The 13,335-nt window shown below is 39.4% G+C and carries 17 protein-coding genes; 11 read left to right on the forward strand and 6 right to left on the reverse strand.

Features of this window, described 5'->3' with window-relative positions:
* Window positions 1-22 precede the first annotated feature (22 nt).
* The 4 genes from AC1D7X_RS07945 (at window position 23) to AC1D7X_RS07960 (ending at window position 3,511) form a co-directional block, all read left to right on the forward strand.
* Window positions 23-1,039 carry a methionine ABC transporter ATP-binding protein gene (locus tag AC1D7X_RS07945; protein ID WP_495455155.1) on the forward strand — a complete coding sequence of 339 codons (1,017 nt, stop codon included), beginning with the start codon at window positions 23-25 and terminating at the stop codon, window positions 1,037-1,039.
* Entirely contained in the window at window positions 1,039-1,707 is a 669-nt protein-coding gene (locus tag AC1D7X_RS07950; protein WP_495455156.1) for a methionine ABC transporter permease, read from the forward strand. Before AC1D7X_RS07945 ends, AC1D7X_RS07950 begins: the two co-directional genes overlap by 1 nt.
* Window positions 1,708-1,795: 88 nt before the next feature.
* Window positions 1,796-2,596, forward strand: a complete 801-nt coding sequence (locus AC1D7X_RS07955) for a MetQ/NlpA family ABC transporter substrate-binding protein (RefSeq protein ID WP_495455157.1) — start codon at window positions 1,796-1,798, stop codon at window positions 2,594-2,596.
* 150 nt (window positions 2,597-2,746) lie between these two features.
* Entirely contained in the window at window positions 2,747-3,511 is a 765-nt protein-coding gene (locus AC1D7X_RS07960) for an SDR family oxidoreductase (RefSeq protein ID WP_495474975.1), read from the forward strand.
* 143 nt (window positions 3,512-3,654) lie between these two features.
* Here AC1D7X_RS07960 and AC1D7X_RS07965 read toward each other — a convergent pair whose 3' ends face one another.
* Window positions 3,655-3,900, reverse strand: a complete 246-nt coding sequence (locus AC1D7X_RS07965; RefSeq protein ID WP_495474976.1) for a NifU family protein — start codon at window positions 3,898-3,900, stop codon at window positions 3,655-3,657.
* A gap of 80 nt (window positions 3,901-3,980) precedes the next feature.
* Here AC1D7X_RS07965 and AC1D7X_RS07970 point away from each other — a divergent pair, with 80 nt between their 5' ends.
* The gene (locus AC1D7X_RS07970; RefSeq protein WP_495474977.1) at window positions 3,981-4,235 is read left to right on the forward strand and encodes a YuzB family protein; all 255 of its coding nucleotides are present in this window, start codon (window positions 3,981-3,983) and stop codon (window positions 4,233-4,235) included.
* Here the strand turns inward: AC1D7X_RS07970 and AC1D7X_RS07975 are convergent.
* Both AC1D7X_RS07975 and mqnE read right to left on the reverse strand, forming a co-directional pair.
* Complete coding sequence (locus tag AC1D7X_RS07975) at window positions 4,232-5,293, reverse strand: NAD(P)/FAD-dependent oxidoreductase (protein ID WP_495474978.1); 1,062 nt, start codon at window positions 5,291-5,293, stop codon at window positions 4,232-4,234. The genes AC1D7X_RS07970 and AC1D7X_RS07975 overlap by 4 nt on opposite strands.
* Before the next feature lie 43 nt (window positions 5,294-5,336).
* Window positions 5,337-6,443 (reverse strand): aminofutalosine synthase MqnE, encoded by a 1,107-nt coding sequence (gene mqnE / locus AC1D7X_RS07980; protein WP_495455162.1) that lies wholly within the window; start codon window positions 6,441-6,443, stop codon window positions 5,337-5,339.
* 399 nt (window positions 6,444-6,842) lie between these two features.
* Between mqnE and AC1D7X_RS07985 the strand changes: the two genes are divergently transcribed.
* Both AC1D7X_RS07985 and AC1D7X_RS07990 read left to right on the forward strand, forming a co-directional pair.
* Entirely contained in the window at window positions 6,843-7,205 is a 363-nt protein-coding gene (locus tag AC1D7X_RS07985; protein ID WP_495455163.1) for a HesB/IscA family protein, read from the forward strand.
* A gap of 351 nt (window positions 7,206-7,556) precedes the next feature.
* A complete protein-coding gene (locus AC1D7X_RS07990; RefSeq protein ID WP_495455304.1) occupies window positions 7,557-7,787 on the forward strand; it encodes an excalibur calcium-binding domain-containing protein in 231 nt (76 codons plus the stop codon).
* Window positions 7,788-8,041: 254 nt separating this feature from the next.
* Here the strand turns inward: AC1D7X_RS07990 and AC1D7X_RS07995 are convergent, their stop codons facing one another.
* Window positions 8,042-8,254 carry a hypothetical protein gene (locus tag AC1D7X_RS07995; RefSeq protein ID WP_495455164.1) on the reverse strand — a complete coding sequence of 71 codons (213 nt, stop codon included), beginning with the start codon at window positions 8,252-8,254 and terminating at the stop codon, window positions 8,042-8,044.
* Window positions 8,255-8,699: 445 nt separating this feature from the next.
* Here AC1D7X_RS07995 and sda point away from each other — a divergent pair, with 445 nt between their 5' ends.
* Window positions 8,700-8,840, forward strand: a complete 141-nt coding sequence (gene sda / locus AC1D7X_RS08000; protein ID WP_495455165.1) for a sporulation histidine kinase inhibitor Sda — start codon at window positions 8,700-8,702, stop codon at window positions 8,838-8,840.
* Window positions 8,841-9,017: 177 nt separating this feature from the next.
* On the opposite strand, the gene AC1D7X_RS08005 is transcribed toward sda, so the two are convergent.
* Window positions 9,018-10,019 carry an NAD(P)/FAD-dependent oxidoreductase gene (locus AC1D7X_RS08005; RefSeq protein ID WP_495474979.1) on the reverse strand — a complete coding sequence of 334 codons (1,002 nt, stop codon included), beginning with the start codon at window positions 10,017-10,019 and terminating at the stop codon, window positions 9,018-9,020.
* 418 nt (window positions 10,020-10,437) lie between these two features.
* Here AC1D7X_RS08005 and AC1D7X_RS08010 point away from each other — a divergent pair, with 418 nt between their 5' ends.
* Together AC1D7X_RS08010 and AC1D7X_RS08015 are read left to right on the forward strand one after the other, a co-directional pair.
* Window positions 10,438-11,631 carry an NAD(P)/FAD-dependent oxidoreductase gene (locus tag AC1D7X_RS08010; RefSeq protein WP_495455167.1) on the forward strand — a complete coding sequence of 398 codons (1,194 nt, stop codon included), beginning with the start codon at window positions 10,438-10,440 and terminating at the stop codon, window positions 11,629-11,631.
* A 1-nt stretch (window position 11,632) separates the two neighbouring features.
* Entirely contained in the window at window positions 11,633-11,884 is a 252-nt protein-coding gene (locus tag AC1D7X_RS08015) for a hypothetical protein (protein WP_495455168.1), read from the forward strand.
* 145 nt (window positions 11,885-12,029) lie between these two features.
* Here AC1D7X_RS08015 and hemQ read toward each other — a convergent pair whose 3' ends face one another.
* Complete coding sequence (gene hemQ, locus AC1D7X_RS08020) at window positions 12,030-12,776, reverse strand: hydrogen peroxide-dependent heme synthase (protein ID WP_495455169.1); 747 nt, start codon at window positions 12,774-12,776, stop codon at window positions 12,030-12,032.
* A gap of 208 nt (window positions 12,777-12,984) precedes the next feature.
* Here hemQ and AC1D7X_RS08025 point away from each other — a divergent pair, with 208 nt between their 5' ends.
* Window positions 12,985-13,278 carry a YuiB family protein gene (locus tag AC1D7X_RS08025; protein WP_495455170.1) on the forward strand — a complete coding sequence of 98 codons (294 nt, stop codon included), beginning with the start codon at window positions 12,985-12,987 and terminating at the stop codon, window positions 13,276-13,278.
* Window positions 13,279-13,335: the final 57 nt, after the last annotated feature.

Raw genomic sequence — 13,335 nt, forward strand, 5'->3', positions numbered from 1 at the left:
TTAATAGAGGAGGTTCTTGAGATTGATTGAACTGAAGCAATTGACGAAGAACTACGGCAAAGGTGCACGTATGACAACCGCATTGAGCGGACTGAATCTATCAGTTGAGAAGGGTCATATATTTGGAGTTATTGGTCATTCTGGTGCAGGGAAGAGTACCCTCATCCGATGCATTAACTTATTAGAACGGCCGACATCAGGTGAAGTATGGGTGGACGGTGTTAATCTAACTTCACTGAATACGAAGTTATTGCAAGAGGAAAGACGTAAAATCGGCATGATTTTTCAACATTTTAACCTTCTGTCCTCTGCGACGGTCTATGATAATATTGCTTTCCCATTACGTCTTATTCGTACATCAAAGGATGTTATTGATCAAAAGGTGAACGAGTTACTAGCGTTAGTTGGACTACAAGAACATAGTAACAAGTATCCAGCACAACTATCAGGTGGACAAAAGCAGCGCGTAGGTATTGCCAGAGCTTTAGCAAGTGAACCCGAAGTGTTATTATGCGATGAAGCTACTTCTGCTCTTGATCCACAGACAACGGACTCTATCTTAAATTTGTTATTAGATATTAATAAACGATTTAATCTAACCATAGTACTCATTACACACGAAATGCATGTTATTCAGAGTATCTGCGATCGCGTTGCTGTTATTCACCAAGGTGGCATTGTAGAACAGGGAGCAGTAACAGACGTATTTCTTAAACCTAAGCATCCTGTGACGCGTGACTTCATTCGTGGAGAATTGGATAATAGTGAGTTATTTAAGCAAGCCATGAAAGGACCTAACCTGTCATCTTCACAAGTGTTCAAGGTAACATATTTGGGAGAGAAAACCTACGAATCAACTCTTTCGAAGACTGTACGGGAGACGGGCGTTGATTTTGCAATCTTACAAGGGACGATCTCTACGATAAAAGATACACCGTATGGACAACTGGTTGTACGCTTTGAGGGAAATCCAGAGGATATTGTAAGTACAATAGATAGGCTGTTACAACAAGGGCTTGAAGTGGAGGTGATGCAATAATGGGTGGGTTAGATTTCTCTATAATTGATTGGAAAGAGATAGCAACGGCTATACTGGATACACTAAAAATGTTGGGAGCATCAGCCGTATTCACTTTTATACTGGGTCTTCCATTGGGTGTCATTCTTTATCTAGCGGCTCGATCCCCTTCACGAAAAGTACACTTTTTGTATTCGATACTTTCTTTCGTAGTTAACATATTAAGATCAGTACCTTTCATTATTCTAATTGTAGCGATGATCCCTGTGACTAGAGAAATTGTTGGGGTATCAATGGGTGTTCTAGGTACGATTCCTCCACTTGTTGTAGGAGCGGCACCTTTCTTCGCAAGACTTGTGGAGACAGCGCTTGGGGAAGTGGATCGAGGAGTAATTGAAGCAGCGGAAGGAATGGGAGCATCTACACGGCAAGTCATCCTTCGTGTGCTACTTCCGGAAGCAAGACCAGGTCTACTTGCAGCGATGACGATTACTATCGTTACTCTCGTATCTTACACTGCTATGTCGGGTCAGGTTGGTGGTGGAGGTCTAGGAGACTTAGCCATTCGATATGGTTACTACAGATATGAAACGGAAGTCATGCTGATCTCTGTGTTCTTAATGGTCATATTAGTACAGTTACTACAAATGGCAGGAGATCGACTGGTTCGTCATTTTACAAGAAAATAAAAGATGTTTGGATTAAGGTAATAACCGAATATCATATTCGGTCGCATATATACCACATTATTCATATTGAAGAAAAGGGGAATGAAAAATGAAAAAATGGGCACTTGGTTTTCTAAGTCTTTCACTAGTTGCGGTTCTCTCTGCTTGTGGTAATTCATCATCTTCATCATCAGATACGTTAAAAATTGGGGCAACATCTGTACCACATGCTGAGATTCTGAAACATATTCAACCCGCTTTAGAAAAAGAAGGAGTCAAAATTGAAATCACTGAATTTAATGATTACGTTCAACCGAACACACAATTATTTGAGAAGCAATTGGATGCTAACTTTTTCCAACATCAGCCATACTTGGATAGCGAAAATGGCAAACGTAAGATGGATCTTGTATCCGTCGTAGCGGTTCATATTGAACCCCTTGGCGCTTATTCCACTAAGCTTAAGTCGATAGATGAGCTTCAAGATGGTGCTCATATTGCGATTCCAAATGATGCAACCAATGGCGGACGTGCACTCAGTCTCCTTGCTGCAAATGGTCTGATTAAACTGAAAGATCCAAAAGCAGTGGAATCTAAAATAAGTGATATTACAGAGAATCCAAGAAATTTTGAAATAACGGAACATGATGCAGCGATTCTCCCACGTCAATTGGATGAGGTAGATTTGGCTATAATTAATACCAACTTTGTTCTTGATTCGGGCTTGGATCCCGTTAAGGATGCGTTGTTAATTGAAGGAAAAGATAATCCATATGCTAATATTCTAGTAGCTCGTCCAGATAATAAAGATTCTGAAGCGATTCAGAAGTTAGCGAAAGTACTCACTTCCGATGATGTTAAGAAATTTATTGAGGATGAATACAAAGGCGCTGTAGTTCCAGCATTCTAAGAAGCTTATCCTTGCACTTCAATGAGTATATTCATCATGTTTTTAAATATAATCCCGAGGAGCCATATTGGTTCAACGGGATTATATTTGTAGAGGACTGTTAAATCTTCTATAATTAAGGTATGACCACTCATTGAGGAGGAAAAGGATTTGAATGGGAGAGTAGCCCTGATTACGGGAAGTGCGAAGGGGTTGGGCAAAAGAACAGCACTCACATTGGCAGATCAAGGATGTAATATTGTTCTGAATTATGTCCATAGTGCTATTGAGGCAGAGGAGTTACGAGCCAAGATTGAACTAAAAGGTGTTCAATGTATTGCTGTACAAGCCGATATTTCCGATCCACAACAACTTGAAGGGTTAATTCATCAAGTAGATGATCATTTTGGAGGTACAGATATCATTGTAAATAATGCGGGTCCTTTTGTTCGGGAACGACGATTGTTTGCAGAATATACGCATGCTGAGATCATTTCTCTGATGCAAGGTAATTTGATCGGTGCAATGCTCCTGGATCATATGGTGATTCCCTCGATGAGAAAGAAGAAGTGGGGAAGAATTATTCACTTTGGATTTGGACATGCAGGGGAAGCAAGAGCTTGGCCACATCGTGCAGTGTATGCAGCGGCGAAGACAGGGCTGGTCTCTTTTACCAAAACTTTAGCTGTGGAAGAAGCACCCTATGGGATAACCGTTAATATGGTGTGTCCCGGAGATATTAGAGGGATGAACAAGGAGAAGTCTATTGCGGAAGTTGAAGGGATAGAAGACCTTGAGACGCCAAATGGAAGACCGGGTAGTGGAGAAGACATTGCGCGTGTCATACAGTACTTGTGTCAGGATGACTCCGACTTCATTACAGGTAATATTATGGATATTACGGGAGGATTAGATCCCATTCGTCCCTGGATATAATGATGATTTAGATGTAGCGGCAATTATGAACTGGATTCAGGTGAAACTTAAACTTTCTTATAATAAAAAAAAGTCTTGGCCTCGCTTATCACGAAGGCCAAGACTTTCTCAAAATATAAAGAAGATTTCTCTAAGAATTTAGATTAAAATACTTGAACAACCTCTACTACGCCCTCAACTTCTTCTAGGAGAGCACGTTCAATACCGGCTTTCAAAGTAATGGTGGAGCTTGGGCAACTGCCGCATGCACCCATTAATCTTAGCTTTATGATACCGTCTTCGACATCGACCAATTCTACGTCACCGCCATCGCGTTGAAGGAATGGACGAAGCTTATCTAATACGTCTAATACCTCATCGTACATGGTGCCTTGTGCGTTTTCACTCATAGTGTTCAACTCCTTCCTCACATCATTATATTACAAATGAACACAAAAATAAAATAGATAAGTAAAGAGGTGCATTAGAATTGAGACCCATTATTGAATTTTGTACAAACAATATGCATTTTGATACAGATATAGTTATGGAAAAGTTAGAATCCAATCCAGATTATGACGTTGTTGAATATGGATGTTTGAGTAATTGTGGCCAATGTTACATGATGCCCTACGCTATGGTAGATGGAGAAATTATCACAGCAGATAGCGCAGATGAATTATATGATGCCATCATCGCTAAGATCAAGGAAGCAGAAGCTTGGGATGACCTAGATTTAGATTAACCAGAGTGTCGTTTCGACTTCCAAAGAACGCCACTTTTCAGTAAGCGAGGAACGCGACCCATAACGGATGTTTTGCCCATTAGTCCGAAGCCTGCTTTCTTTCCTAGAGCCCCAAGGGTTCCTTTTAAATGGAAAGGCTGCAACTTTGGAGTTTCTCCCCGCCATAATGCATGCATTACTTTCGCAACTTGCTCAGCCTGAGCACCAGCAGCTTGGGCACTTGGCGCGAGCGGTAGGCTTGCACAGTCACCAATGACGTAAACTTCTGGATGTTCAGCGATCTGTGAATATGAATTCAGAATAATTCGTCCCCCAGAGTCCTTCGGAACTTGAAGATCCTGCACGATGCGGACAGGTTGAATTCCGGCTGTCCATACGGTTGCATCACTAGTGATGATTTCTGTACCATTATAGATTGCCCCATTTTCTATACGATCAACCGACACATGATGATGAGTATTTACGCTATGGGATTGGAACCAATCCTCTACATAAATAGACAATTTAGAAGGGAAGGCCGAGAGCACATGGTCATGCCGATCGAGAATCGAGATGTTCAGATCAGATCTGCTTTCTCTCAATTCTGCGGCTAGTTCCACACCACTGAGCCCTCCTCCTATAATGTTGACCTTACCGTAAGGTTTCACATCATTCAGTTGTTGATAGGTCTTACGCGTATTAGAAAAGGATTGAATACTACATGTGAATTGTTCGGCACCTTCGATCCCATGATAACGGTCTGTGCACCCTAGAGCAATGACAAGATCATCGTAGATGATGTCATCAGATTGTTCCATAATTACTTTTTTACCTTCTAAATCGATGGAGGAAACTTCACCATATGTGATCATCAGTTGAGGATGTTTAGGAAAAGGGACGCGAAGTTCTAAGTCTGTTGCAGTACCTGCAGCTAAAGCATAATACTCTGTTTTAAGACCTTTAAAGGGCATACGATCCACTAATACCATTTCAATATCTTCTGGTAGGTGATCGTCTAGAAGGCCCTGAATAATAGCAAGCCCTCCATAACCACCTCCGAGAATAACTAATTTTCTCATGAATGAGTTTTCCTTTCGTTGTTTCACATCAATTATTTGTCTGCTACTCGAACACTTCAATCTCGTTATAGAATGTATCGCGTTCAACCGGAATACGTCCAGCGCCTTTGATTAGCCATATTAATTCTTTACGAGTTAAACCTTCTGGAGTAAGGGCGCCTGCAGCGTGACTAATGCGTTCTTTAATAATCGTACCATGAGCGTCAGAAGCACCGAAGCTTAGCGCCATTTGCGTTAACTGAGGACCGATATTGATGAAATAGGCTTTTATGTGATCGATGTTATCCAACATTAAACGGCTGATCGCAATTGTCTTGAGATCCTCGTAGGCAGAATTACGACGCATGATACCAGCGTTCTTATTCTTAGGTTGCATAGATAATGGAATGAATACCATGAATCCTTGTGTTTCATCTTGAAGTTCTCGAATCTGAACCATATGGCGTATACGATCTTCATGACTTTCAATGGATCCGTATAGCATTGTAGTATGCGTCTTCATGCCTAACTTATGTGCAGAACGATGTACTTCTAAATATTGCTCCACATTGGCTTTATCAACCTTCATTTTTTCGCGATAATGATCAGAAAGTATTTCTGCACCACCACCCGTTAGAGTTTTCAACCCTGCTTGTTGTAATTGTTGAAGGACTTCAGTAATACTAAGGCCACTTATGCGTGTGAAGAAATCAATCTCAGCAGCAGTATATGCCTTCAATGTTACATTTGGGAAATGATCTGTCAATGTTTGTAGAGAGTCTACATAATATTGAAAAGGTACGTTAGCGTTGTGACCTCCAACGATGTGGAATTCTCTTACGCCTGGATGGATATGTTGATTAACATATTCGACCATTTCTTCACCAGAAAGCGTATAAGAACCTTCTTCTCCCTGATCTTTACGGAAGTTACAGAAAGCACAATAAGATTCACATACATTCGTAAAATAAAGACTCATATTTTCAATGAAATACACTTTTTTTCCGTTCTTGCGTAAGTTGACCTGATTAGCTAGTTGTCCTAGAGTCAATATATCATCACTCTCATAGAGATAGACACCATCTTCAACGGTTAGACGTTCTCCTTGTTGTACTTTTTCTATAATAGCAGCCATTTGGTTGTCTATATTTGTGGTAGTGATTGTAGACATATAGTTCCTCCTAAAGTTTTTTGTAGCATATCTTCCAGTTTAATCATCGAAAAAACTTACATCGGAAGCATAGACTTAGTTTTTTGTAGCATATCTTCCAGTTTAATCATCGAAAAAACTTACATCGGAAGCATAGACTTAAGTATTTGTGCGACATTGTATTCCATCTGTCCATAGCAAAAGTAGGCATTTCGAGCTGAAAACTCGCCATACTTATGAATATTTTTAGGCATTTGCCTATGGATCACTCTTTTCCTATTATAGACCTCCATTTAATGGGTCGCAATAAGGATGAGAGGAAATGTAGGTGAGACGGATATTATGTTGTGGGTTAGTTGACTTGAGGGTATGGGGGTTCTGGAGTATAATTGACCTACGACACAATATGGAGGTTGAACGATGATAAATATTAGCGATAGTGCTTCAGATAAGCTAAAAGAGATGCTCTCGGAACAAGAGATACCCAATATGTTCCTTCGACTTGGTGTGCAACCTGGCGGCTGTAGCGGCTTCTCCTATGCCATGGGTTTTGATGATGACGAAACAGAGAATGATATATATATGAACGTAAATGATATGAAAATTGTGGTTGATAAAGAAAGCTTGAAATACCTGGATGGGTTAGAAATTGACTTCGAAGAATCTGGTATGGATGGTGGCTTCACCATCAACAACCCGAATGCATCCGCTACATGTGGGTGTGGATCTAGCTTCCGTACAGCTAGTGATGCAGGTAAACCAGCGCCTGAGGGCGAGTGTTAAGAAAGGTTTAGAGCGATATAAAGTGAGAAGAGATGAAGCTCTTTCACTTATAACTGTGGATTAAGGATTGTAGGGATTAATTACAATCCGCAATCATAACAATTACTGTTTATGATTGCGGATAACGTACCTCCAAACTTGTGTTGATAGCTATAACACATATTTAGGAGGTATTTTTATGGGTGGAGTAGCATAAGTTAAAGATCACACCAATATTCCAGCGTATGGTATAGTGCGGATAATAATACGTGATTTTATCATAGAGCTTAAGTAACTATCAATTGCCTAACTTAAGGTAAAGGAGGTGTTGGTATTAATAAAGTACTCGTAAGTTCTCTTGCTGCAGGACTAATTCTTATTTTAACTTTAAGTTTAACTGATATAGCAGAAGCTAAGGGAGAGATTGTTACATATAAAAATTGTACGGAGTTGAATAAGGTTTATAAAGGTGGTGTAGCTCGTTCTTCCTCAGTCAAAAATAAAGGTGGGAAAACGAAATACAAGCCTTTTGTTTCTCAGGCTCTCTATGACGCGAATAAGAAAAGTGATCGTGATAAAGACTTAATCGCATGTGAACGTTAAATGATCGTTTCAGAATTTGGCTTGATTTAGCAAAGACCTTCCTAATCTAATCCTTCATTCCACTGTATTTGGTCGTTCGTGTATTAAACGCATTTCTGTTAAAAATGTTAAAGGGCAAGAGTTACACTTAAATCTCTGGTTTAATGTCATTGGATTATGGAAGCTGTACATCAAGTTTGGCAGACGACCATCCACAAATAAAAGCCACTTCATGATTAGGAAGTAACCTTCCTTATATGAAGTGGCTTTTAATGTTACGAAGCGGGTACAAGAAATGTATGATTCACCATCAGTACAATCATGGAAGCAGTAAGAATGGAGAAGGCAATACAACTGGCTCCTAGAACACTTCGTTTACTCTTGATGAACTTAAATCCAATCGCGAAGATTAAGACCGTTGTTAGTGCAAGAATGGCTGACATGCCAACCATTGCAATCCAATATAATATTTCAAATAACTGTGCCACAGTCGCGTGTACCTCCTTTATCACAAATCCATATATTGCTTAGAGTATATCTGATATTACGGAGGAAGCCAATAATCTATTCCAAAACAAGAACATTTTAACTAGATTAAAGATCGGATTAGACAGTGCTCATAATGATGATGGGAGGTAGGATGTAATTTTACCGTTGAATCTATCAATTGAGCGGGTATTATTTATAGATTTCCATAAATTAACTAAATGAATAGGATTCTAGCAAAAATATTTTTTTCTAAAATGAAAGACTTTGACCCTGTGTATAACATTTATCCACATTACCCACTGTAGTTTCATAAGCCTCACGACACTTACTCACAAAATATGCACAGGTTTTCCACAGTTGCCTGTGGATAATCAGAACGCTTGTTCTGTTATTGATAGTTTGATATGATGATTTTAGGAAAAAAGAGGAAAGGGCGTGCGGAGGATGGCTATATTATCAGATGAGATGTTGCTAGATTCCTATCATCTTGCGGTAGAATTAAAACTAGAGCGTGAATTCATCAAGCTACTATTAGCCGAAATACACAAGCGCAAATTGATCCAGCAAATGAACATCGCATATTAAGTTGGAATGCTATCATGATGCCGATCTTGGACGTTGAATAGTGATCCATCTCAAGCAACCGGAGGTGTGAGTACATCATTTACATACATGAGAATAACAGAAAAAAAAGGGTATCCAATTGACGTCAGAACATGATTCGTCAATATGGATACCTTTTTCATTTTTTTTCGAGATATATTAAAGTTTCATATTACTGCTGTGCCCTGGAGATAGACGAGCTTCTGGATCGAGATATACTTTTGCATTATTTACAGCGGTTGGAGCTTCACCAAATCCAACGGCAATAAGTTTTAACTTGCCTGGGTAGGTCGTAATGTCTCCTGCAGCAAAAATACCTGGAATATTCGTTTCCATACGGGAATCTACGATGATAGAATTTCCGTCGATGGCAATTCCCCATTCCTCAATAGGACCTAGTGAAGAAATGAAGCCGAAGTTAATGATAACATCGTCTACTTCAATCTCTTGTATCTCTTTTGTCTTAACATCGGAAAGAGTCACTTTAGTGATGTAGTTATCTCCATGAAGTTCCGTGATTTCTGTAGGAGTAATAACATTGACTTTGGAATTCATCAAGTTCTCCACACTATGTTCATGTGCACGGAATTTATCACGACGGTGGATTAACGTAACTTGTTCAGCAATAGGTTCTAGCATAAGTGCCCAGTCTACTGCGGAATCTCCTCCTCCATTAATCAACACTTTCTTTCCTTTAAAAGCATTTAGATCATTGACGAAATAATGTAGGTTTGTTTTTTCGAAACGTTCCGCGCCATCAATCTCAAGTCTACGTGGTTCGAATGCACCTACACCAGCAGTGACAATAACGGCTTTGGAATGATATTCTGCTTGATCTGTCTTAACGATGAAATGACGTTCTGCTTCTTTTACGACAGAAACCACTTTTTCTTCAAGACGTACATTCGGTTCGAATAACTTCAATTGTTCCTGTAAATTTTCTACAAGTTCTTGTGCTGTTACCTTAGGGAAGCCGGCAACATCATAGATGTACTTCTCAGGGTAAAGAGCAGCAAGTTGCCCACCGAGTTGCGGCATACTCTCGATTAGAGTTACGGATGCTTGACGCATTCCACAATAAAATGCAGCAAACATACCCGCGGGGCCGCCCCCGATTATAATTAGATCCGTTAATTCATCACCAAGTGGTTGGGATGTCATCAGGTAAAGCACCTCCATATAAAAAGTGAATTTGTTTTAGTTCATCTTAATCATTATAGTCGGATCGATATCATATTAAAAGTTTGAAAGAGAGTATTTCTATTATAAAATGCAAAGATGTGACGTCCAAGATATAAATTATGAACTGTTCATGTGGCTTTTTATATAAACCTTGGTCAAGACACTTTGAAATAGCTAGTAATTCAGTTGTGTGTATACTCAAACAGTAGTAATTGCGGGGAAAGTGAATGAATCTCATTTTGATTAAAATAATTAAAAGGTTTAAAATAGATAAGATATATATCTTAAAATAGGGATATAATAAATCCCTTCTATTAATGTGTTTATTTTCACATTCTGACTAGGGTTAAATGAGTATAACTATATAAAGAGAGATTTGGAAGGAGTAGGAATGAGTATGAGTAATATTCCGAAAATAGTAATACTGGGTGCTGGATATGGAGGGATCCTAACAGCCCAACGTCTTCAAAAAGAATTAAAATATAATGAGGCAGATGTTACATTGGTTAACCGCCATGACTATCATTATATTACAACTCATTTGCACATGCCTGCTGCAGGTACAGATAGCATAGAGAATACACGTGTTCCTATCTCGAATCTAATCGATGAATTCAAGATTGATCTGGTGAAATCCGCAGTTCAGGAGATTCGCCCTCAAGAGAAAAAAATTATTCTAGAAGACGGTACACTTTCTTATGACTACCTTATCATTGCCTTAGGAGGAGAGCCTGAGAGCTTTGGTATTCCTGGACTTGCTGAACATGCCATGTCCATTCGTAGCATTAACTCGGTACGTCTAATTCGCAAACATATCGAGTATCAATTCGCCCAATATAAGAATGAGAAGAATGCTCAAGAACGCATTAATTTCGTAGTCGGGGGCGCAGGATTCAGTGGTATAGAATTTGTAGCTGAACTAGCCGATCGAATTCCTAAACTGTGTAAAGAATACGATGTCGATCCTAATTTAGTAAATATCTATAATGTTGAAGCAGCTCCAACGGCATTACCAGGATTTGCTCCTGAATTAGTTGATTATGCCATGGAGGTCCTTGTCAAAAAAGGTGTGACTTTCAAAATGGGAGTTGCCATCAAAGAGTGTACAGCGGATGGTGTTCTTCTAGCAACAGGTGAAGAGATCAAATCGGCTACTGTCGTTTGGACAGGTGGTATTCGTGGAAATCGTATGATTGAGGCTGCTGGCTTCGAAACGATGAGAGGCCGAGTTAAAGTTGACGAACATTTACGCGTACCAGGTCAAGATAATGTATTCATTATAGGTGATAATGCACTTATGTTTAATCCTGAAGGTCGGCCATACCCACCAACTGCACAGATTGCTATGCAACAGGGGGTATGTTGTGCGCAGAACGTGGTTGCTTGTATACGTAACCAGCATCTTAAGAAATTCGAATTCAGTAATAAAGGTACGGTTGCCTCATTAGGTAGAGGTGAAGGTGTAGCAGTTATAGGTAAGAAATTAGTGAAGGGTTGGAATGCAGCGCAATTGAAGAAGGTTGTAGATATGAGATATTTGTTTACGATTGGCGGCATTACACTTGTGATAAAAAAAGGAAGATTCCTATAATATGAGACATTGTAGTGTACAAGTGCGTGGGTTACTTACGAGGGATGAATTGGATCGTTATAATGCATTAATGGAAGTTGGTTCTCACTTGGAATCTCAGGATGCTTACGATATGGCTTATACGATTCAGAAAGAAGTCGATATTCTGATTCTCCCAGCTATTGAGCGTTTGAAGGAAAAAGGCCGTGCGCGGGATGTAGCAACAGCGGAGTATCTTGATTCTAGGAAACAAACGGAAACGGAACAAGAATAATAGGTATTATTGTGGATTTGTCGCTACATAGTGAGCGACAAATCCTTTTTAGGATCAGGTTAATGTTTGCATAGAAATAAAGCCCTCTCCATATGATGAATAGGAGAAGGCCATGATGCTAGTTATATATATTGAGATGTGTAGTTTATAATTTAAGCATATCTTCGAAGGATTGTTCGCTAAGCAGACTGCCTACATAGAACGTACCGAATTCACCATAACGGGCACTAACCTCATCAAAACGCATTTCATATACAAGTTTTTTGAATTGTAATGCATCGTCTGAGAATAGTGTTACTCCCCATTCCCAATCATCTAGCCCTACAGAACCGGTAATAATCTGTTTCACTTTACCAGCATAACTACGACCAATTAATCCGTGGCTACGCATGAGAGCACGACGTTCTTCCATGCTAAGCATGTACCAATTATCTGCAAGGTCACGTTTCTTATTCATCGGATAGAAGCAGATATATTTATTCTGTGGAAGAATCGGTTTAAGACGTTTCACAATCTCGGGGTTCTCCATCGGATCTCCGCCATTACTACCCATGTAATTACTAAGCTCAACAATGCTGACATAGGAATAAGCTTTGGTTGTGTACTGTGCAAAGATAGTTTTGTTAAAAGCAGTCTCAACTGCATTTAATTCTTCTAACGTTTCCCGCAAGTGCATAAATACAAAGTCAGCCTTCTGTCCGACAATCGTATAGGCAATGCTACTTCCCTTTTGAGAAGTCTCCACAGCAGACCATTCTTGTATGAACGCTTGAAGCTCATCCAGTGCCATAGCACGGTCTTCATCATCAGCAGATTTCCAAGCAGCCCAATCAATAGAACGGAAATCATGAAGAGAATACCATCCTTCAAGTGTTGTTGCGACTTCACTCATGTCATTAATCACTCCTAATATAGGTAACTTGCATGTAGCTATGGTAACATTGTACTCAAGAAAAAGCGTTAGAGCAAACGATGACACAATCTATTCACGTAATGTTCGTTGCTTCGTGACAATTTTTCTAGTAAACTATCAACTAGAGTATACTATTGTGCGTTTTTTTATAGAAAAGGCAATATAAAGAAGAGGTGAAATGGCCCATATGCAATTTATCCCTGTGCTCGTATTAATGGTATTATTTTTTGTAATGATGTTCGGCATTGGTTTTATTCTGAATATGTTAATGAAGACAACGTGGTTTCCATGTTATTTGTTTGTTATTATCATATTGCCTGTGGTCATATATTCCTTGTGGGATCATAGTATGCCACTTATGACACATCTGGGTTCATTTCATATTGTTGATTATCTTACAGGAATAGCAGGGTTAGTTGGAGCTTATATTAGTGGTTGGGCAATTAAGAAGTTACGTCAAGGCGGATATACTATGTTTTAATTAGATACATATTGCGAACAGCTCTTCCACTAGGGAGAGCTGTTCTGTTGCTATAAT

The sequence above is a fragment of the Paenibacillus sp. Y568 genome (assembly GCF_059445545.1).